The 19,474-nt window shown below is 41.1% G+C and carries 20 protein-coding genes, 2 tRNA genes and 1 pseudogene; 12 read left to right on the forward strand and 11 right to left on the reverse strand.

All coding sequences use genetic code 11. The annotated features are described in order from the left end of the window. Positions 1-6: 6 nt before the first annotated feature. Positions 7-771, reverse strand: a complete 765-nt coding sequence (locus tag H6A61_RS10150) for a ParA family protein (protein WP_154044484.1) — start codon at positions 769-771, stop codon at positions 7-9. Positions 772-1,044: 273 nt separating this feature from the next. Between H6A61_RS10150 and surE the strand changes: the two genes are divergently transcribed. The 6 genes from surE (at position 1,045) to pyrH (ending at position 6,852) form a co-directional block, all read left to right on the forward strand. After that, positions 1,045-1,821, forward strand: a complete 777-nt coding sequence (gene surE, locus H6A61_RS10155) for a 5'/3'-nucleotidase SurE (protein WP_204393346.1) — start codon at positions 1,045-1,047, stop codon at positions 1,819-1,821. Between the two features lie 11 nt (positions 1,822-1,832). Next, the gene (gene lpxB, locus H6A61_RS10160; RefSeq protein WP_204393348.1) at positions 1,833-2,966 is read left to right on the forward strand and encodes a lipid-A-disaccharide synthase; all 1,134 of its coding nucleotides are present in this window, start codon (positions 1,833-1,835) and stop codon (positions 2,964-2,966) included. A gap of 270 nt (positions 2,967-3,236) precedes the next feature. Then, positions 3,237-4,001, forward strand: coding sequence for a DUF1295 domain-containing protein (locus H6A61_RS10165; RefSeq protein WP_204393350.1), 765 nt, complete (start codon positions 3,237-3,239; stop codon positions 3,999-4,001). A 4-nt stretch (positions 4,002-4,005) separates the two neighbouring features. Continuing rightward, complete coding sequence (locus H6A61_RS10170; protein ID WP_204393352.1) at positions 4,006-5,232, forward strand: NADH:flavin oxidoreductase; 1,227 nt, start codon at positions 4,006-4,008, stop codon at positions 5,230-5,232. Further along, the gene (locus H6A61_RS10175) at positions 5,232-6,086 is read left to right on the forward strand and encodes an SDR family oxidoreductase (RefSeq protein WP_204393373.1); all 855 of its coding nucleotides are present in this window, start codon (positions 5,232-5,234) and stop codon (positions 6,084-6,086) included. The genes H6A61_RS10170 and H6A61_RS10175 overlap by 1 nt, the downstream gene beginning before the upstream one ends. 55 nt (positions 6,087-6,141) lie before the next feature. Continuing rightward, complete coding sequence (gene pyrH, locus H6A61_RS10180) at positions 6,142-6,852, forward strand: UMP kinase (protein WP_204393353.1); 711 nt, start codon at positions 6,142-6,144, stop codon at positions 6,850-6,852. Positions 6,853-6,949: 97 nt separating this feature from the next. Here the strand turns inward: pyrH and H6A61_RS10185 are convergent, their stop codons facing one another. Beyond that, entirely contained in the window at positions 6,950-7,465 is a 516-nt protein-coding gene (locus H6A61_RS10185) for a histidine phosphatase family protein (protein WP_204393355.1), read from the reverse strand. Positions 7,466-7,625: 160 nt separating this feature from the next. On the opposite strand from H6A61_RS10185, the gene H6A61_RS10190 reads away from it, so the two are divergent. Beyond that, positions 7,626-7,698, forward strand: a tRNA-Pro gene (locus H6A61_RS10190). 21 nt (positions 7,699-7,719) lie between these two features. Continuing rightward, positions 7,720-7,803 (forward strand) — tRNA-Leu (locus H6A61_RS10195). Between the two features lie 130 nt (positions 7,804-7,933). Here H6A61_RS10195 and H6A61_RS10200 read toward each other — a convergent pair. From H6A61_RS10200 to H6A61_RS10220, 5 genes are all read right to left on the reverse strand, one after another. Beyond that, positions 7,934-8,365, reverse strand: a complete 432-nt coding sequence (locus H6A61_RS10200; protein WP_204393357.1) for a DUF4405 domain-containing protein — start codon at positions 8,363-8,365, stop codon at positions 7,934-7,936. A gap of 75 nt (positions 8,366-8,440) precedes the next feature. Next, entirely contained in the window at positions 8,441-8,974 is a 534-nt protein-coding gene (locus tag H6A61_RS10205; protein WP_071147999.1) for a Crp/Fnr family transcriptional regulator, read from the reverse strand. 159 nt (positions 8,975-9,133) lie between these two features. Then, positions 9,134-9,751, reverse strand: coding sequence for a flavodoxin family protein (locus H6A61_RS10210; protein ID WP_022053087.1), 618 nt, complete (start codon positions 9,749-9,751; stop codon positions 9,134-9,136). A gap of 6 nt (positions 9,752-9,757) precedes the next feature. After that, entirely contained in the window at positions 9,758-10,297 is a 540-nt protein-coding gene (locus H6A61_RS10215; RefSeq protein WP_071147998.1) for a flavodoxin family protein, read from the reverse strand. A 14-nt stretch (positions 10,298-10,311) separates the two neighbouring features. Continuing rightward, positions 10,312-10,695, reverse strand: a complete 384-nt coding sequence (locus H6A61_RS10220; RefSeq protein WP_022053089.1) for a nuclear transport factor 2 family protein — start codon at positions 10,693-10,695, stop codon at positions 10,312-10,314. 155 nt (positions 10,696-10,850) lie between these two features. On the opposite strand from H6A61_RS10220, the gene H6A61_RS10225 reads away from it, so the two are divergent. Continuing rightward, the gene (locus H6A61_RS10225) at positions 10,851-11,198 is read left to right on the forward strand and encodes a winged helix-turn-helix transcriptional regulator (RefSeq protein WP_022053090.1); all 348 of its coding nucleotides are present in this window, start codon (positions 10,851-10,853) and stop codon (positions 11,196-11,198) included. 150 nt (positions 11,199-11,348) lie between these two features. Beyond that, positions 11,349-13,364, forward strand: coding sequence for a KUP/HAK/KT family potassium transporter (locus H6A61_RS10230; protein WP_018710110.1), 2,016 nt, complete (start codon positions 11,349-11,351; stop codon positions 13,362-13,364). Positions 13,365-13,522: 158 nt separating this feature from the next. Here H6A61_RS10230 and H6A61_RS10235 read toward each other — a convergent pair whose 3' ends face one another. Together H6A61_RS10235 and H6A61_RS10240 are read right to left on the reverse strand one after the other, a co-directional pair. Further along, the gene (locus H6A61_RS10235) at positions 13,523-14,680 is read right to left on the reverse strand and encodes a PDDEXK nuclease domain-containing protein (protein WP_204393359.1); all 1,158 of its coding nucleotides are present in this window, start codon (positions 14,678-14,680) and stop codon (positions 13,523-13,525) included. Between the two features lie 25 nt (positions 14,681-14,705). Then, complete coding sequence (locus tag H6A61_RS10240; protein WP_191710853.1) at positions 14,706-15,935, reverse strand: site-specific integrase; 1,230 nt, start codon at positions 15,933-15,935, stop codon at positions 14,706-14,708. Positions 15,936-16,328: 393 nt separating this feature from the next. Here H6A61_RS10240 and H6A61_RS10245 point away from each other — a divergent pair, with 393 nt between their 5' ends. Together H6A61_RS10245 and H6A61_RS10250 are read left to right on the forward strand one after the other, a co-directional pair. Beyond that, positions 16,329-17,138, forward strand: a complete 810-nt coding sequence (locus H6A61_RS10245) for a Fic family protein (protein WP_204393375.1) — start codon at positions 16,329-16,331, stop codon at positions 17,136-17,138. A 69-nt stretch (positions 17,139-17,207) separates the two neighbouring features. Beyond that, positions 17,208-18,551 carry an MATE family efflux transporter gene (locus tag H6A61_RS10250; protein WP_204393361.1) on the forward strand — a complete coding sequence of 448 codons (1,344 nt, stop codon included), beginning with the start codon at positions 17,208-17,210 and terminating at the stop codon, positions 18,549-18,551. Positions 18,552-18,620: 69 nt separating this feature from the next. Here the strand turns inward: H6A61_RS10250 and H6A61_RS10255 are convergent, their stop codons facing one another. Then, entirely contained in the window at positions 18,621-18,992 is a 372-nt protein-coding gene (locus H6A61_RS10255; protein ID WP_204393363.1) for a thioesterase family protein, read from the reverse strand. Positions 18,993-19,169: 177 nt separating this feature from the next. Beyond that, positions 19,170-19,474, reverse strand: a pseudogene (locus tag H6A61_RS10260) (reverse transcriptase domain-containing protein); the annotation flags it as partial.

Genomic DNA, 19,474 nt, shown 5'->3' on the forward strand with positions numbered 1-19,474 from the left:
ATATTATTAAATATTTTTCATTATTATTTCGTTGGCCAATGCCAAATGGTTTTTGGCTCCTGTTGATTCGGCATCATACAGTATGGCCGGTATTCCGTGGCTTGGCGCTTCACTCAGTTTTACGTTGCGTTGGATGATGGTTTTGAATACCAGTTCCTGGAAGTGTCTTTTTACATCATCATATATTTGGTTTGCAAGACGCAATCTGGAGTCGTACATTGTCAGAAGAAAACCTTCTATTTCCAATGACGGATTAAGTTTAGTCTTTATTATTTTTATTGTGTTTAGCAGTTTGCTTATTCCTTCGAGGGCGAAATACTCACACTGAACCGGTATGATGACAGAATTTGCAGCTGTCAGGGCGTTTATTGTTATAAGTCCGAGTGATGGTGAACAGTCAATAAGTATATAGTCGTATTCATCTTTCATCGGTTCCAGAGCCTTTTTCATTATTTTCTCTCTGTTTTCCAGATTAAGCATTTCTATTTCAGCTCCTACCAGGTCTATGTGAGATGGTATGATGTCTAATCTGTCAATATCGGTTGTATAAATGGCTTCTCTTATATCAGTTTGATTGATAAGGCATTCATAGATTGAGCAATCGATTTCGTTAACGTTTACTCCAAGACCTGAAGAAGCATTAGCTTGTGGGTCGGCATCTATTACCAATACCTTTTTTTCCAGAGTAGCCAGTGATGCAGCCAAGTTTATTGTTGTAGTAGTTTTTCCTACACCGCCTTTTTGGTTGGCTAAAGCAATTATTTTTCCCATATTAATCAGTTTAATCTTGGTGCGAAATAACTAATAATTAGTGACACGACCAATTAAAAAACTGTTACTTTTGCGGAAAGTGTTGATAACTCACTGCTTTTGTTAATAACTAAACTTGGACAAAGATACTGAAAACCACATAAAAAACTAATCCGGTTTATGAAGATTAAGATTTGAAAACGTATTGTCACATAGTTTTTTGTAGCATTATCTGAAAAGATTGTAACTTTACGTCGTTTTTAAAGTAACTGTGATTTTAATCCCTTTATGTATATGGCAAATAGTAAACCTCTTTTATTGCTGTCGAATGACGATGGCTATCAGGCTAAAGGTATCAACGAATTAATAAAAGCATTGCGCGGTGAAGCCGATTTGGTTGTCGTGGCTCCAGACGGCCCCCGTTCAGGTGCTTCGTGTGCAATAACTTCTGCTGTTCCTGTGCACTATGAAAAGGTTAAGGAGGAAGAAGGACTGGTGGTGTATAAATGTAGTGGAACTCCGGTAGATTGTACCAAACTGGCCATGCATACTATCTTGGGACGTACTCCCGATATGATTATAGGAGGTATAAATCATGGTGATAACTCTTCTGTCAATGTACATTATTCCGGAACAATGGGGATAGTAATAGAAGGATGTCTGAAAGGAATTCCATCAATCGGTTTTTCTCTTTGTAATCATGCTTCTGATGCAGACTTCTCATTTACATTGCCATATGTCAGACAGATTGTGAAGGAGACGTTGAAAAACGGACTTCCTTACGGAACATGTCTTAATGTGAATTTCCCTGATACGAAAGATCTGAAAGGTGTTCGTATATGCCGTCAGACAGACGGAGTGTGGATAAACGAATTTGCCGAATGTAACCATCCCCGTCACGGTGGATATTATTGGCTGACAGGATCTTATAAAAATTATGAACCGAATGCCGAAGATGCAGACCATTGGGCTCTAGATAACGGTTATGTAGCCATAACACCGACAAAAGTTGATGTTACGGCATACGAACTAATGGAGAATATGAAGTCTTGGAATTTTAGTTTGGATTAATTGGAAAAGGTATGAAATACTATCTGATAGTAGGAGAGGCCTCAGGCGATTTGCATGCTTCAAACCTTATGTGCTCGTTGAAAAAGTATGATGGAAATGCAGAATTCCGCTTTTTCGGAGGTGATCTTATGCAGAGTGTGGGTGGAACACTGGTCAAGCATTATAAGGATATGGCATATATGGGTTTTATACCCGTGCTTTTGCATTTGTGTACCATATTCCGCAATATGAGTCTGTGTAAATCGGATATATTGGAATGGAAACCTGATGTGATAATTCTGGTGGATTATCCGGGATTTAACTTGAAAATAGCCAAATATATCAAGCAGCATACGGATATCCCTGTCTATTATTATATCTCTCCTAAAATATGGGCATGGAAGGAATACCGTATAAAGGATATAAAGCGTGATATAGACAAGATGCTTTCCATACTTCCTTTTGAAATAGATTTCTATAAGAAGCATAATTACCCTATATCATATGTAGGCAATCCTAGTGTCGATTCAGTTTCGGAATATCTTGCAAAGCATCCTTCTGACAGACTTTCTTTTATTAAAGATAACGGGCTGTCGGACAAACCTATAGTGGCGATACTTGCCGGAAGCCGCAAACAAGAGATAAGGGATAATCTAACTCGTATGATGGAAGTAGCCCGTTCCTTCCCGCAGTATCAGTTTGTGGTGGCAGGAGCGCCAGGTATATCACATGATTATTATAAACAATACATAACTTCTGAGACGAAAATAGTATTTTCGCAGACATACAGATTGCTTCAGCATTCTGTGGCGGCTATGGTTACGTCCGGCACTGCAACACTGGAAACAGCATTGTTTGGAGTACCTCAGGTGGTATGTTATTATATGTCGGCCGGAAAACTAGTCTCTTTTCTCAGAAAGTTCCTTCTGAAAGTGAAGTATATTTCGCTGGTAAATCTTGTCACAGGTAAGGAAACAGTGAAAGAACTTGTAGCTGACGGTATGACAGCCTCTAACCTGAAGCATGAGTTTGCTGCAATATTGCCCGGAGGGGATAAACGTGAAAGTGTACAGGATGGGTACTCGCAGTTGAAAAGTATATTGGGAAATCCCGGAGCATCCGAAAAAGCGGCAGAGATTATAGTTGAGGCGTTAAGGTCGAAATAGATTCGTATATATAAGGTGTCCAACCGGAGTTTAAATACCATTTAAACTACGGTTGGATTTTTTTTATGAAAATATACATAAACCGTCACACGTACGTGTGACGAATGGAACACGAACGTGTCACTATAGCAACACGAACGTGTCACGAGCGTTACACGTACGTGTAACGGTTTCTCAGAACAGACGTTTTTCTTATTTAGCTCCATGTTTTGTCATCAATAATTGACCGAATGGAAATAAAATCATAAATTTGGGGAAAATACGAATTCTATGATTAATACTTTGTTTAATGTCCTGATGTACATTATGCCTGTGTTGGCTATAATAGTATTCATTGCTCTATTTTTCATAAAGGCAGGCTATGGTATATTTCACACCAATAGTTGGGGCTTGAGCCTTCCCAATAAAGTGGGGTGGGTGATAATGGAATGTCCCGCATTTATCCTTATGGCAGTAATGTGGCACACCGGACAGTATTCGCTGATGTCCGTTCCCGCTGTTTTCTTCATCCTTTTCGAGATACACTATTTCCAGAGGGCATTTGTTTTCCCGCTTCTGATGAAAGGTAAGAGCAAGATGCCCGTAAGTATAATGCTTATGGGAGTAGTGTTTAATCTTATCAACGGTTTTCTTATAGGATATTCATTGTTTCATATTGATAATTATGAAAAATATTCGACAGACTGGCTCTATTCACCTTATTTCATAATAGGAACGTTGATATTCATTGCAGGAATGGTGATAAACCTTCATTCGGACAATGTTATAAGACATCTTCGTCCGAAAGGTGATACACGTCACTATTTCCCGCAAAAAGGAATGTACCGTTACGTCACGTCTGCCAATTATCTGGGAGAGCTGATGGAATGGACTGGATTTGCCATACTTACATGCGATGCGGCGGCATGGGTATTCGTGGTATGGACTTTTGCCAATCTCGCTCCACGTGCATACGCTATAAGGAAACGTTATGTGGAGGAGTTCGGAACGGAAGTGGTAGGAAAAAGAAAATGTTTAATACCTTATATATATTAGGAATATGGAAACATCAAAACTCTTTACAGAATATAAGATTGGTCCTTTGACGCTTAGAAACCGTACTATACGTTCGGCTGCCTTTGAAAGTATGTGTCCCGGCAACAAGCCGTCGAAGGCTTTGTATGACTATCATGTGTCGGTTGCTCATGGTGGAGTGGGAATGACTACTGTGGCATACGCTGCGGTGACACGAAGCGGACTGTCTTTCGACCGACAGTTGTGGATGCGTCCTGAGATTGTTCCAGACCTGAAGAAACTTACTGACGCTATCCATCGTGAGGGGGCTGCTGCAAGCATTCAGCTTGGGCATTGTGGAAACATGTCGCACAAGAAGATATGTGGCGAAACGCCTGTCGGTGCATGTACAGGATTTAATCTCTATTCGCCGACGTTTGTCCGCGGACTCCGTAAGGATGAGCTTCCTGTTTTGGCAAAGGCGTATGGAGATTCTGTTAGATTGGCTCGTGAGGCAGGTTTTGATGCCGTAGAGATACATGCCGGACACGGGTATCTGATAAGCCAGTTCCTTTCACCATATACCAACCACAGAAAGGACGAGTATGGCGGTTCGTTAGAGAATAGGATGCGTTTCATGGACGAAGTTATGACAGAGGTGATGAAAGCTGCCGGAGACGATATGGCTGTTCTGGTAAAGATGAACATGCGCGATGGCTTCAAGGGAGGAATGGATATAGACGAAAGTCTGAAAGTGGCGCAGCGTTTGAAAGAGGACGGTGCTCAGTCCCTTGTGCTTAGTGGAGGTTTTGTCAGTAAGGCACCTATGTACGTCATGCGTGGCGCAATGCCTATAAAGACTCTTACTCATTACATGGACTGCTGGTGGCTGAAGTACGGTGTAAAACTCTTCGGACATCTTATGATACCTACAGTACCTTTCAGCGAGGCTTATTTCCTTGATGATGCACTGAAGTTCAGAGAGCAGATAAAGGATATTCCGCTGGTATATGTAGGCGGACTTGTTTCAAGAGAGAAAATAGATGAGGTGCTGAACAAAGGATTCGAGTTTGTACAGATGGGGCGTGCCCTGCTGAATGAACCGGGATTTGTCAATCGTATGAAGATGGAAGAATGTGCCCGGTGCAATTGCGGACACAGCAATTACTGTATAGGCAGAATGTACACAGTGGATATGGCATGTCATAAGCATCTGAAAGAGGAACTTCCGCCTTGTCTGAAAAAAGAAATTGAAAAATTGGAGAACAAATGATGAAAAAGACTGCTGTAATAACGGGAGCCGACGGAGGTATGGGCTCGGAAATAACCAAGGCCGTTGCGTTGGCAGGTTATCATGTGATAATGGTGTGTTACACCAGTTTTAAAGGTGAGGAAAAGAAAAGCAGGATTGCTCTTGATACCGGCAATGATGATATCGAGGTGGTTCAGGCAGACCTGTCTTCTATGGAATCGGTGGTTGAGGCCGCAAGAAAGATTAAGAGAAAAACACCTTCAGTGGAACTTCTGATGAATAATGCCGGCACGATGTGTACTCATTTCACACGTACGGAAGACGGCTTCGAACATACAGTGGCAGTGAATTATCTGGCTCCGTATCTTCTTACACGTTTGTTATTGCCATTGATGCACGAAGGGAGCAGGATTGTGAGTATGGTTTCGTGTACGTACGCCATCGGAAAAATAGGCCCTAATTTCTTTACGAAAGGACGTGAGGGTAGTTTCTTCCGTATCCCTATATACAGTAATACAAAACTTGCACTCTGGCTTTTCACCCGTGAACTCTCTGAAAGAGTGAAAGACAAGGGAATAACTGTTAATGCTGCCGACCCTGGAATCGTTTCTACCAATATCATCAGGATGGATATGTGGTTTGATCCTCTTACGGATATTCTGTTCCGTCCGTGTATCCGTACTCCCCGACAGGGAGCTGATACGGCGATACATCTTCTGCTTGATGAAAAGTACGAAGGAGTTACCGGCGGAATGTTTGCCTCTTGCAAGCAGAGGAAATTAAGCGACAAGTATCTGCATCATCCTCATATGAAAGAACTTTGGGAACAGACGGAGAAGAAGCTGGAAAGTTTTTTAGTTTCTGAAAATTTGTAAGGTAATAATCAAATAAGTAATTTTGTTTCGGTAAAATAATAAACGATAAAAAGTTATGGCTAAATTCAAAAGAATCCTCCTTAAGCTGAGCGGTGAAAGCTTGATGGGAGAAAAGAAATACGGTATAGACGAAAAGCGCCTTGGCGAGTATGCACAGCAGATCAAGGAAATACACGATATGGGTGTGCAGATTGGTATTGTGATTGGCGGTGGTAACATCTTCCGCGGACTTAGCGGTGCTGGTAAGGGATTCGACCGTGTGAAAGGCGACCAGATGGGTATGCTTGCTACAGTTATCAACAGCCTCGGACTTAGCTCTGCTCTTGTGGCAGCAGGTGTGAAAGCACGTGTGCTTACAGCAATCCGCATGGAACCGATAGGTGAGTTCTATACCAAATGGAAAGCCATCGAGACAATGGAAAACGGCGAAGTGGTAATCATGTCTGCCGGTACAGGAAATCCGTTCTTCACTACAGATACAGGCTCTTCATTGAGAGGTATTGAAATTGAGGCCGACGTAATGTTGAAGGGAACTCGTGTAGATGGTATCTATACTGCTGATCCTGAGAAAGATCCTACAGCAACCAAGTTTGATGAAATCACATACGATGAAGTTCTTGCACGCGGACTTAAGGTTATGGACCTGACTGCTACATGTATGTGTAAGGAAAACAATCTGCCTATTATTGTATTCGATATGGATACAGTTGGTAATCTGAAAAAAGTTATGTCTGGAGAAAACATTGGAACTCTGGTTCATCCTTGATTTCCGGTTGATATAAATACATAAAAAAGAAAGTTATTAACAGGTATGCACAAAGCTGTTAATAACTTTCTTTTTTGTTAATAACTCTCTTTTCTGTTTATAAAGTGAACTTCCTTACTTCGGCATTCTTCATGTGCTGAATGTTGTATAGCTCATTTATATCTACTCCCAATATATGAGCCTGGATGGATCGGTTGATAAGTCCGTGCGCCACTACCAGTACATTTTTCCCGGAGTATTTCTCTTTTATATATTCCACTATACGCTTTCCACGTTCATAAAGCATTTCTTTGGTTTCGGCATCTTCCGGAGGATTCTGTTTATCAACAGAGTCTATCTTTAGCCCTGTCCATTTCCCCCAGTCTATTTCTCTGAGCAATTTTGTCTTTTCCCAAGGCAGATGTCTGTTTGCCATGGCATAGTTCACTGTGTCGATTACACGTTTAAGGTCGCTGCTCAGTATGCAGTCTATTGTGATACCTTCAAGTTCCTTTCCCAGGTTTCGTGCCTGCTCAATGCCATCGGCTGTCAGTGTTCCCGGCAGATGTCCCTGAAAAATCCTCATAAGGTTTTCTTCCGTCTGTCCGTGGCGTGCAAGATATATTGTTGTCATGGTGTTTATAGCTTATAAAATATACTTTTGCGGCTCAAAAGTATGAATTTTCCTATATTCAACAATGATATTTTATGTTTTCGAGCAAAAAATATTACAAAAGTTTTGCAAATACCGATTTTATGAATACCTTTGCATCCGCAAACGAAAAATTCTCACTCGGAATGTAGCGCAGTTGGTAGCGCACTACGTTCGGGACGTAGGGGTCGGGCGTTCGAGTCGCCTCATTCCGACAGAGAATAGAAAGTTAACAAGCCCAGATGGCGGAATCGGTAGACGCGCTGGTCTCAAACACCAGTGGAGTAACATCCATCCCGGTTCGACCCCGGGTCTGGGTACAAGAAAAAGAGCTAAGTATTTGCAAATCAAATATTTAGCTCTTTCCTTTTTATATTAATGTTCCCAAATTGTTCCCGAATATCCTCTTACAAGTTACTAAAGAAAGTTCTAAGCTATAAATATCGGGAACTAACTGTTTTTTGTATTTAAGGACTTGCGAAGAGCAGACAATCGCTTTATAATGTGCCCGATAGCTATGATTATCATTATGATACCTATTTTATAATGCCACAGTCCAAGTGGAGAGTTTGCTCCGCTTACTCCAAGTAATACGATACCTGTAACGGACAGCAATAAAAATATGATAGACAGAACTGCTGTAACCTTGCTTTTCCTGCCTATTCCGTTTTTTATGATTCCCTTATACCACCCCCAGTGTGTTGTCACATGGAATATGATGGCAACAAGGAACAATACACTGCTCACGACATGAACCACTGCCCAGTTATGCCATACTTCGTGGCTGTTCCCATGTCCGGCTATGTGCAGACCAATTCCTGAAATGGCAGACACGATGAATACAACGATTAAAATCCAGTCGATTACAAAAACTTTTTTCATACATTTCCAAATTTAATGGTGCAAAGGTCACTACTTTATCGGAAACGGACGATAACAATTGTAAAGAAATGGAGCTTAGCGACGGTTTCTGATGCGGGAGAGCGAAACAGGAGTAATGCCAAGATAGGAAGCTATGTAATGTTGCGGCACTCGTTGGATGATATTTGGATATTCCTTCAACAGTTCTTCGTACCTTTGCTGTGGTGTATTCTTGATACGGGACAGGAACAGGTGCTGGTAGAAGCTGAACCTCTCTATAATTTTCTCTTCATATAGCTTTCTTAATGAAGAATTGCCTTCTATCTTATTGTAGAAGTCTTCTTTCTTTATAAACAGGACTTCTGACGGCTCGATACTTTCCAGTGAGAACAGGCTCGGTGTACCTTTGTACAGACTGTCAAATGAAGCCACGAAATCTCCCTCGAAGAAAAACTGGAAGGTTATATCCTTTCCCTCATTGTAGAAAAACAATCTCAGACAACCTTTGCGGATAAGGTATATCCTATCCGCAATCTTACCTTCCTCCAGCAATATGGTCTTAGGTGGAATGGGCAAGGTTTCTGCTGTATTATGATTAAAAATATGATTGATTAAATTGTCTTTTGTCATAATCCAAAGTTATGAATAATTTGGCATTCGCTAAAGGTTAGAACAATATCATTATTCCCTAATCCGCAAGAAACCGTGCTGAAAGACGCGGATATTATGGCATAAATACCGATGAAAGTCAGGAACGAGCATGACCTGATTATGAACTTTCATCTTTTATTAAATGAAATTGGTTCTTAGCCTTGGTTCGTATGTTGGCTTTTCTATTCCTGCTTTCTTGCCGCTTTCAATGCATTTCAGTAGCCATGCCATGTTTTGCCCCAAGACTCTCATGGTTTGTAGCCCTTCTTTGTCTTGGTTAACATCATCAGGTGTGAAGCCATGTACAGAATTCCAATATTGAGATGATACAATTGGCATGTTGCAAATCGTGAAATATTGATTGAGTTGCTCAAAGGTTGCAGAGGCTCCTCCCCGTCGGCAAGAAACTACAGATGCTCCCAGTTTGCCAGCCATACGTTTTTCTGTGGCAAAAAATAATCTGTTCAAAAACGAAATCAGTTGACCTGTCGGTGCGCTATAATAGACGGGGGAACCTATGACGATTCCGTTAAATTCATCCAACCTCATCTGGATATCTCGTACGATATCTTTTTGGAAACAAAAACCTGTCGTCATGCAATTCATACAAGCAATACAACCAGAAACAGGCGCTTTACCCAAATGAAGCATTTCAGTCTCTATTCCATTTTGTTGTAATGTTGTTTCCACTTCGTGTAATGCCGTATAAGTGCAGCCCTTTTTATGAGGGCTGCCATTTATAAGTAATACTTTCATTTGTTGTCAAAATTTATAAGCCAGTTCTGCCGCCTGTTTACAGCCATCAGTATTCTTTATCTCTCCCTCATTCAGTACACCTGGTATGAGCACTTCTCCTGCCAGTTCCCATTTCAGCAAAGCTGCAGTTCTTTCCATAGAAATACGAACACCATCCATGACGGTCGGATCGTCTTCTTCACAGCATGTTATCAGTCCCCATTTCTTTCCGGCAACTTCCTTTCCGCCTACCACAAGTGAAAACATACAATCAATAACTCCCTTTATCTGTGCCGGTATTGAATACCAATAAACGGGCATGGTAAATACAATGGCATCGGAGTCAACTATTGAAGATGCGATAATGTCAAATTCTTCATTGAAAGAACAGGCTTTCCCAGTCTTGTAACATGTCATACAGGCATGGCAGCCTCCAATCTTCATAAATGCTGCATCAAAACGTTTTATTTCATGCCCACAATGTTCTGCTTCCTTTATAAAAGTTTCTGTCATGGCGAAACTGTTGCCATGTTTGCGTGGACTACCTGTGATAACTGTTATTCTCATGATATTTCCACCTTTTATTTTTGAATAGTATCTGAGTTCTGATTATATGCTTTTGCTACGCATTTCCATTCGTTGTTTATCTTTAACAGGAGCAAATAATCTGTAAAATCAATTCTGTCGCCCCATTTTTCTTCTAATACACGCACAACTGCTACAGTTTCTTCCACAGAAACGATGTCTATACGTGCCTTAAAGTTATTACCAGCACTTACCGTATCAACATTATGGTAGAATTGCTCGATGGAACCGTGTTCTAATTTGCCATCCAAATAGCCGAATAAGACTGCTTCATCGACAAATAGATCTTTTGCATAACTACTGTTTCCTTCTGCTACACTTTTAACAAATTTCATGGCAGCGTTTTCCACTGCTTTGTATTCTTCAATATTAGCTCTCATAATTTTATATTTTATGTGTTATTAATTCTATTGCAAAGTTAGGCGGTAGCCTCTGTTTATACAAGTACCGTAAAATTATTCATATACCGAAAATTTATTCGGTATACTTATTCTTCTGTATATTATTAGTAATTTTACCACAAAAACAGAATAATATGTACGAACGAAAAATACCTATAGACTTGGATTGCCCGTTACGATTGACCATGAGTCTTATAGACTCTAAATGGAAATCGTGTATATTGGATGAGTTGCGTTATCGCTCGATGCGGCCCAGTGAGCTTCATAAGGCATTACCAGAAGCTACTCCAAGAGTGTTAGACATACAATTGAAAGAATTGGTAGAAGATGGTCTGGTAAAGAAAACCATATTCCCCGAGCTTCCACCTCGCTCGGAATATTCAATAACGTCTCTTGGACTTACTCTTATCCCAATTATTGATGCTATGCTCGAATGGGGAAAAAAGAATAAGGATTTATTTGAGAGAAAATATGGTAAGTAAGTTCTATCTCTTTGCCCCTTGACCATCGTCAAGGTTTATATGATATTTTTCACGAAAAAAGAAAAGTGAAATCTTATTGTTAAGATTTTATTTTATATTTGCGCCGCTTAAAAGGAAAACAAATATATGTAGAACAAAAAACTACTTTTTATGGCAAACTTATCAAAAGAAGGCAATATTCAACATAAACTTGGATTTGCCGGGTTACTCATCACATTGGGTATTGTTTTTGGTGACATTGGAACATCGCCACTCTATGTTATGAAAGCCATCATTCATACTGGAGAAGCTCTTGATGAAAATTATGTTTTAGGCGCATTGTCTTGTATCATATGGACGCTTACTCTTCAGACTACGGTGAAATATGTGCTGGTGGCTCTCCGTGCCGACAATAACGGGGAGGGTGGCATACTTGCGCTTTATGCCCTTTTACGCCGCCACAGAAGAAGGTGGATTTACATCATTGCCATTATCGGTGCGAGCACTTTGCTTGCTGATGGTATTATCACTCCAGCCATTACGGTCACAACTGCCATAGAAGGACTTGAAAGTATCAGTCCGCATCTGCCTGTGATTCCTATTACACTGACCATTATTACCATTATATTTTTCGTTCAGCGTTTTGGTACAGAAAATATAGGACGGTCATTTGGCATATTTATGCTACTTTGGTTCCTGCTTCTTGGAATCGCCGGAGCTATCAGTCTGACTTCCTATCCTCAAGTATTCAAGGCATTCAATCCTTACTATGCCATACGGTTATTAGTGGAATCCCCCCACTGGTTTCTGATATTGGGTGCCGTTTTCTTGTGTACCACTGGTGCAGAAGCCTTATACTCTGATTTAGGGCACTGTGGCAGACGAAATATTACGGTCAGTTGGATATTTGTAAAGGTGATGCTTATTCTAAATTATTTGGGGCAAGGAGCGTGGGTATTGCATCATCCGGAAAGTGCAGAAGGTACAGTGAACCCATTTTATTCAATCATGCCACAAGAAATACTGTTGTTTTCCATAGCAATGGCTACCGGGGCAGCTATTGTTGCGAGCCAAGCTCTAATAAGCGGTTCATTTTCCATATTGAGTGAAGCTATGAACTTGAATTTCTGGCCTCGTATGCGTATTAAGCACCCTACCAACGTAAAAGGTCAGTCATTTATTCCAATGGTAAACCTTGTAATGTATATTGGAGTAATATTTACTATATTGTTGTTTCGAGATTCCACCCACATGGAAGCCGCTTATGGACTTGCCATAACTATTACAATGTTGATGACAACATTGTTGTTGGGATTCTATTTGCATATGCATAACATTCCACGCATTCTATCAATACTGTTTGTCGGCGGATATTGTGTTATTGAAGGTATTTTCCTTGCTGCAAACCTGTCCAAATTTATGGTCGGAGGTTGGTTTACGCTGTTAATAGGTGGATTATTATGTTTTATCATGTTTGTATGGGTAAGTGCCAACAAAATTCGTCGAAAACATATGTCTTCCAAACGGTTAAGTGAATACTACAACATTATTTCTGATATTAAGGCGGACGAAAGCATATCCAAATATGCTTCTAATCTTGTCTATGTGAATCATGCAGACAAAGAAGGTTGTGTGGACGATAAATTGTTGTATTCCATAATTAATAAGCAGCCTAAACGGGCAGATCATTATTGGCTTATTAACCTTGAATTTGTGGATACACCAGACACACTTGAATATAATTGTTCCACATTAATAAAAGGGACATTGTTTAGTATAACCATGCGTATAGGTTTTCGTATAGAACCGCGCGTGAGCCTTTATTTACGACAAGTAGTTGATGACCTTGTTGCGGATGGTGAAGTAGAACTAACAAGCTCTTATCCTTCATTGCATAAGAATGGCATACCGGGTGATTTTCGCTTTATTATTATCCACCGGATATATTATCCTGAAGATTCCCGTAACCGCCGACAAAATTTGCTGATGAGCCTTTATGCCTTAATTAGAAAGATAGGCATTGGAGAACCGAGTGCGTTGGGGCTTGACACATCGGTTGTTGTTGTCGAGCGTGTACCGTTAATTATAGCTAATAGGGCAAAACATATTCGTCGTATAGAGCGGATTAAGCCTGAAAAATGCGATAATGATGCTAATATAGTCTTGGAAGAACAGAATGTATCATAAGTGACTTGCTATAATTATTGTCTGCATTTACGGTTTAGTTCTGTCTTTTGTATATACATCCAAACTAACCTAAACCTATTCTTGTTGGCAGTAATAAACGTGCTGGCGAAAAGAGAAAGAATGGCTTTCCTTCTTTTCGCCAGTAGTGTTTTTTATTGCTAATAGTTTGCAGTTGAAATGAACTTCTTAATTTCCTCTTCAGTGGGAAGTTCTATCATATACTTTTGCACGAAGATGTTCGGGTCTAATCCGGCAGTGGCGTATTTTACCAACGTGTCGCCCTTCTCGGTGCAAAGCAGGATGCCGACAGGCGGATTGTCGTCGGGTTGCATCACTTCCGCCTTGAAGTAGTTAAGATATAGGTTCAGTTGCGAAGCGTATTCGTGGCGGAACTTGTCTATCTTCAATTCCACGATGACATGGCATTTCAAAATGCGGTGGTAAAACACGAGGTCGGCAAAGAAATAATCCCCGTCTATCAGGATTCTCTTTTGGCGTGCTTCGAAGCAGAAGCCATGTCCCATTTCCAACAGGAAGCGTTGCAGGTTGTCCAGAATGGATTGCTCCAAGTTGTTTTCCGTTACCAAAGCACGGTCGTTCAATCCCAAGAACTCCAACGTAACGGGCGTGTTAATAATGTCTTTGGGCTGCAGCGGCATGGCTTGCCGCTGCACCAAGGCAGACAAGGTTTCCTTATTTTGGGATAATCCGCTGCGTTCGTAATAGAGGGAATTGATTTGCCGCTCCAATTCCTTTACTGACCAGCAGCCCCGAATGGCTTCCATTTCGTAGAAAGCACGTTTAATGGGGTTGTCAATGGGAGAAATCGCATTCAAATGAGTGGACGATAGACGACTAAACAACTTTTCAGGTGGGGTTATCCATCTGTTTTGAGCCGATTGAATATATTGAGAAGATTCGGCGGTTGGCGACCGCCGAATTTCATCATCGGATTTGGCGGTCAATAACCGCCGAATTGGGTCTGCAAATTCGGCGGACAGTGTGTGCCGAATTTCGCTTCCTGCCAATATGTATTGTGCGATAGGCTCTTTCAGTTGCGGATAAACAAGGTATAGCCGCCGGAACTCACGAAACCTGCGCTCGTTCAGTCCTTTGACATTCAACCGCTGTTCCAGTTTCTTCAACAGTTGTTCGCCGTATGCGGCACGGTCTTCACCGTTTTGCTCAAACTCCACGATATAGCAGCCCATGAGCCAATTGCGGGCAGTCAGGGCGAGGTTTACAGCGTGTGCGGCTTGCGCCTGCAACGTGCTTTGTATCGTGCTGATATGTTTTACTAATGCTTCAAAGTCCATAATTGCAAAGGTAAGTCTTTTATGGTTAAAACTTTAATTCCGGCAGGCTGTTTATCGCCTCCTCTTTCAATTTATCCACCGCACGGGTGTATTTCTCCGTATGTTTCAGTCCGCTATGCCCGAGCAGGCTGGCAACCGTCTTGATGTTCGCCCCATTGTTGAGGATATTCACGGCGAATGAGTGACGGGCGCAATGCCAGCTTATGTGCTTATCTATCCCGGCTCTTTTCACCCAACGCTTGACGGATTTGCAGCAACTTTCATACGAAGGCAGGTTGAAGATGAGAGCGTCTTTGTTACCGTCTGCCGGCGGTTCTCCCACAAGCGAAAGAAGACCGTCATTGAGCGGAATGACCACACCGCTACTGGCGGAATGACCTTTGGTCTTGTTCTGCTCAAATTTTAGCAGCTTATTAGCGTAGTCGATATTCTTATAGGTAAGGTCTTTCACATCACAGAAGCGCAAGCCACAATACAGGCAAAAGATAAACGCACGCCTTACGTTGGGGTTCTCGTTGTCATAATGGCACGCAATCAACCGCTGGATTTCTTCCGGCGAAAGCACGTCCTTGCGTAGTATCTGGCTATCCGCCTTGCAGGTAACGCCTTTGCAGGGGTCTTTCAGCATCACATCGTGGTCAATCGCATAGTGGATAACCTTCTTGAAACGCTGGAAGATGCTTTTAGCCCCTTCGCCCACGCTCCGGGATTGCAGATAAGCTACGAACTGTTCCATCATGTCCTTCGTGATAAGTTCCGGCTTGATGCCGAACTCGTGCATCGGGTAATGCTCCTTCAAAAAGTCCTTGAAACGGCTTAGGGCGATTTGCACCATCCGAATGTCTTTCTTGGTATAGTCATTGATATAGGCTTGAAAATAATCCAAGAAATTCACGTTCCGGTCTTTTTTCAGGCGATAGCCCAACATGCTTTCCTTGAACTCCTGTTCACGTTCGGCACGTATTTTTACAGCAAGCTCCAGTGTTTCCTTGTTCTGCTGGCGTTCCGCAGGGGTACGTGGCTTCTCTATCAGATACAGGCTGAGGTTCTCTTTTCGCCTGTGATGCTTGATAGCGAACTTCGGCTTTCCCCGCATCTTACCGCTTTCATAATACACCTGATTACCGTTTTCATCCAATACAGGCTTTTCCTCTCTACCCAAATAATACTCCAGATACAAACTAATTCTGCCGTCCGACAGCCTGTTTTGCTCCAATTTAGGGTTTTCTTTCGTTTTATTTTCTAACTTTGCCATTGTTTAGAGGTTTTATCCCGATTTAGATACCGTAACCGGGTGATTACGCTAAATAATTGATTTTCTTTTGTTTTTCGATATTGCAAAGGTACAAAAGAAAATGAAATTTCAAAGTGTACTAAAAGTGTACTTAATGACGAAAAATGGGCAAAATATGGCAAAAATGGAGAAAATAAGAAATATGCAAATAGTTGATAATAAGAAAGATAAATTCTTTTGTTTTCCTATGATTTCTGTGGCTTGTACCGGGTCTGGGTACAAGAAAAAAAGCTAAGTATAGGAATGACTATTACTTAGCTTTTTTTGTTTTTACATGTAAAAACAATTTCTTTTCTTTTGTTAAGACATAAAAAGAATGTATTTTTGAAAAAATCAACCAATCAATTACAAGATATGCAGTCAGTGGTTTGGCAGGAGATTGAACAACTATATCAGGAATTTCAGAAGCTTGGTATCAGTGAGTCGGTGGACTATGATAAGTACTACCTCTATTCTCTTATAACCCATTCTACTGCTATCGAAGGTTCTACTCTTACAGAAGTGGAAACTCAAATGTTGTTTGATGAGGGTTTGACCGCTAATGGAAAGCCACTCGTATATCATTTGATGAATGAGGATTTAAAGAATGCATACGAACTTGCTAAAGATGAAGCCAAACGTAAAATTTCGGTTACAGCGGAATTTTTGCAGAGATTGAATGCTGCACTGATGCGTACTACAGGTACTACATATAATGTAATGGGTGGATCATTCGATTCTTCGAAAGGTGATTTCCGGCTTTGTGGCGTCACAGCCGGTATTGGCGGATGGTCATATATGAATTATCTGAAAGTCCCTGTAAAAGTAGAAGAATTTTGCAATGTATTGCAGCAAAGGCAGAATGCAGTCGAAACATTGCGTGAACAATATGAATTAAGTTTCAATGCCCATCTCAATTTGGTGACTATCCATCCGTGGGTCGATGGAAACGGAAGGACTGCACGTCTGTTGATGAATTATATTCAGTTCTGTCATAATCTTTTCCCTACAAAGGTTTTCATTGAAGACAGAGAAGAGTATATTCTTTCATTACGTCAATCACAAGAGGAAGAAAACAATCGGTATTTTCTTGATTTCATGTTCGGCCAATTAAAGAAGTCTCTTTTGTTAGAAATTGAAAAGTTCAATTCTTCACGGAAGAAAGGATTTAGTTTTATGTTTTGATAGGTTGAATAAAATATATGTCGGGATAGATTTTGTATCTTTGCACAGTGATTGATTAAAGATATTCCCATGAATAATATTCAGAAAAAAGCATATACCTCTAAAGAAATTCTGACCATAGCCTATCCCATACTTATCAGCCTTGTGATGGAACAGGCAATAGGTATGACCGATACTGCCTTCCTGGGGCGTGTGGGCGAGATAGAGCTTGGTGCTTCTGCCATAGCCGGAGTATATTATATCGCTATCTTCATGATAGGTTTCGGTTTCAGTATCGGTTCGCAGATACTGATGGCGCGAAGGAACGGCGAAAAGAGATATTCCGAGATAGGCGACATATTTTATCAGGGAGTGTATTTCATGATTTTTCTGGCAGCGGCCGCGTTTACTCTTACCGAGTTGATAACGCCGTGGTTGCTTCCGAAGATACTTTCGTCGCAGAATATTTATGCTGCCGCCGAGAGTTATATTCACTGGAGGGCTTTCGGATTCTTCTTCTCATTCGTGGCTGTGATGTTCAGGGCTTTCTTTGTCGGTACTACTCAGACCAAGACTCTTACTCTGAATTCGCTTGTGATGGTGGGCTCGAACATTGTTTTCAATTATATCCTGATTTTCGGTAAGTTGGGATTCCCGGCTCTTGGAATAGCAGGTGCGGCAATAGGTTCGTCGCTTGCGGAGCTTGTATCACTGATCTTTTTCATAACATATACCGTTAGGAAAATAGACCTGAAGAAATATGGTCTGAACAGGTTCAGTTCATTCAATACGGATAAACTCAGAAGAATTCTTAATGTCTCCCTGTGGACAATGATTCAGAATTTCGTATCGCTTTCCACATGGTTTATCTTCTTTCTTTATGTGGAGCATCTGGGCGAACGTTCGCTTGCGATAACAAATATCATAAGGAATATCTCCGGTATCACGTTTATGATAATATCTGCGTTTGCTTCCACGTGCGGTTCGCTCGTAAGTAATCAGATAGGTGCAGGAAAGGCTGACAGTGTGGTCTGTACGGTGCATCAGCATATAAAACTTGCACTGTCTATTGTTTTGCCGTTGACCATATTGTTTGCGGTATTTCCTACTGTGGTATTAGGTATTTACACCGATATGCCTGATCTTATAGAAGCGTCAATTCCGTCGTTGTGGGTGTTCTGTACCACTACATGGCTTACGGCTGCATCGAATATATATTTTCAATCTGTATCGGGTACGGGAAATACGCGTATGGCGTTTATGTTGGAACTGTCAACTCTAGTGATTTATGCTGCATATATCACATTTATAATTCAGGTGATGAGGCTTGATGTGGCTTGGTGCTGGACTTCGGAACATGTTTACGGAGGATTCCTACTCATCTTTTGCAGTATATATCTACATCGGGGAAAATGGAAATTGAAGAGGATATAGAAAAGAATACGGATCGTTTCACAAATTAGACTGAAACGGTCCGTATTGGTTTATTGCTTAAGGCTTTTCTTATTTCAGTTTAGAGAGGAAACGTTCCCTATCCACTATATAGCGGATATGTTTTCCTTCGCCTATTGTACCTTTTGAATCAGATGCAGTAACCTTGAATGTAAGCTTTCTGCCGTCTATTTCTTCAAGTATAGCTTCTGCGTTAACTGTTTCTCCCAAAGCTGATGGCTTGATATGAGATGTTTCCATCATTGCTCCTACAGTAGTTGAGCCTTCTGGCAGATGAGGTGCAACTGCTTTCATTGCGGCATTTTCCATGAGAGCTACCATTGCAGGTGTAGCGAAAACTTCCATATTGCCCGAGCCCATTGTGAGGGCTGTGTTGGCAGCACTTACGGTTAATGTGCTGACGTGTTTTAATCCTGTTTCCATTATTATATGTTTGTTGTTATTGTTATGTAGGTCGGCGGCATTGCTGCCGCTTTCCCCATTAAGAACTGTACGTGCGACTTTCACCGCATACAGCTCAGATAATTCTAAATTTAATTCTCATAAAATTAAATCGGCTCATAATCATCTTGCGATGACTTGTTTCCGATAAAGTTTTCTTCACGCACGTTGACGGGCACTTTTAAGTTTCCGTTTTTCGAAGTATTCGTCCCATGAGGGGTCAAACGGATTGGCTTCGCATTTAATCTTTATGTGTCGCTTGATTGGAGTCTCAGTCAGTTGTTGTACCGTGAACTTCTCCTTTATTCCTCCACATACATATACAAAACCGAAAATCCAATTTCTGCAACCTTTTCGGATAAAATACTTCTTCCTTATCCATTTCCTTGACTTGTTGGTATGTCTGCGATATGACCATCTTTTAAGTTGATTTATTAAGATATGGTCACATCGGCAGAACACCT

Origin of the sequence: Bacteroides caecigallinarum, from assembly GCF_016901995.1 — a bacterium.
In the GTDB taxonomy this organism is placed as follows: domain Bacteria; phylum Bacteroidota; class Bacteroidia; order Bacteroidales; family Bacteroidaceae; genus Phocaeicola; species Phocaeicola cellulolyticus.

Bases quoted from the DNA above. Each gene is read 5' to 3' on its own strand.
- H6A61_RS10150 (WP_154044484.1), bottom strand. From the start codon at position 771: ATGGGAAAAATAATTGCTTTAGCCAACCAAAAAGGCGGTGTAGGAAAA.
- surE (WP_204393346.1), top strand. From the start codon at position 1,045: ATGGCAAATAGTAAACCTCTTTTATTGCTGTCGAATGACGATGGCTAT.
- lpxB (WP_204393348.1), top strand. From the start codon at position 1,833: ATGAAATACTATCTGATAGTAGGAGAGGCCTCAGGCGATTTGCATGCT.
- H6A61_RS10165 (WP_204393350.1), top strand. From the start codon at position 3,237: ATGATTAATACTTTGTTTAATGTCCTGATGTACATTATGCCTGTGTTG.
- H6A61_RS10170 (WP_204393352.1), top strand. From the start codon at position 4,006: ATGGAAACATCAAAACTCTTTACAGAATATAAGATTGGTCCTTTGACG.
- H6A61_RS10175 (WP_204393373.1), top strand. From the start codon at position 5,232: ATGAAAAAGACTGCTGTAATAACGGGAGCCGACGGAGGTATGGGCTCG.
- pyrH (WP_204393353.1), top strand. From the start codon at position 6,142: ATGGCTAAATTCAAAAGAATCCTCCTTAAGCTGAGCGGTGAAAGCTTG.
- H6A61_RS10185 (WP_204393355.1), bottom strand. From the start codon at position 7,465: ATGACAACAATATATCTTGCACGCCACGGACAGACGGAAGAAAACCTT.
- H6A61_RS10200 (WP_204393357.1), bottom strand. From the start codon at position 8,365: ATGAAAAAAGTTTTTGTAATCGACTGGATTTTAATCGTTGTATTCATC.
- H6A61_RS10205 (WP_071147999.1), bottom strand. From the start codon at position 8,974: ATGACAAAAGACAATTTAATCAATCATATTTTTAATCATAATACAGCA.
- H6A61_RS10210 (WP_022053087.1), bottom strand. From the start codon at position 9,751: ATGAAAGTATTACTTATAAATGGCAGCCCTCATAAAAAGGGCTGCACT.
- H6A61_RS10215 (WP_071147998.1), bottom strand. From the start codon at position 10,297: ATGAGAATAACAGTTATCACAGGTAGTCCACGCAAACATGGCAACAGT.
- H6A61_RS10220 (WP_022053089.1), bottom strand. From the start codon at position 10,695: ATGAGAGCTAATATTGAAGAATACAAAGCAGTGGAAAACGCTGCCATG.
- H6A61_RS10225 (WP_022053090.1), top strand. From the start codon at position 10,851: ATGTACGAACGAAAAATACCTATAGACTTGGATTGCCCGTTACGATTG.
- H6A61_RS10230 (WP_018710110.1), top strand. From the start codon at position 11,349: ATGGCAAACTTATCAAAAGAAGGCAATATTCAACATAAACTTGGATTT.
- H6A61_RS10235 (WP_204393359.1), bottom strand. From the start codon at position 14,680: ATGGACTTTGAAGCATTAGTAAAACATATCAGCACGATACAAAGCACG.
- H6A61_RS10240 (WP_191710853.1), bottom strand. From the start codon at position 15,935: ATGGCAAAGTTAGAAAATAAAACGAAAGAAAACCCTAAATTGGAGCAA.
- H6A61_RS10245 (WP_204393375.1), top strand. From the start codon at position 16,329: ATGCAGTCAGTGGTTTGGCAGGAGATTGAACAACTATATCAGGAATTT.
- H6A61_RS10250 (WP_204393361.1), top strand. From the start codon at position 17,208: ATGAATAATATTCAGAAAAAAGCATATACCTCTAAAGAAATTCTGACC.
- H6A61_RS10255 (WP_204393363.1), bottom strand. From the start codon at position 18,992: ATGGAAACAGGATTAAAACACGTCAGCACATTAACCGTAAGTGCTGCC.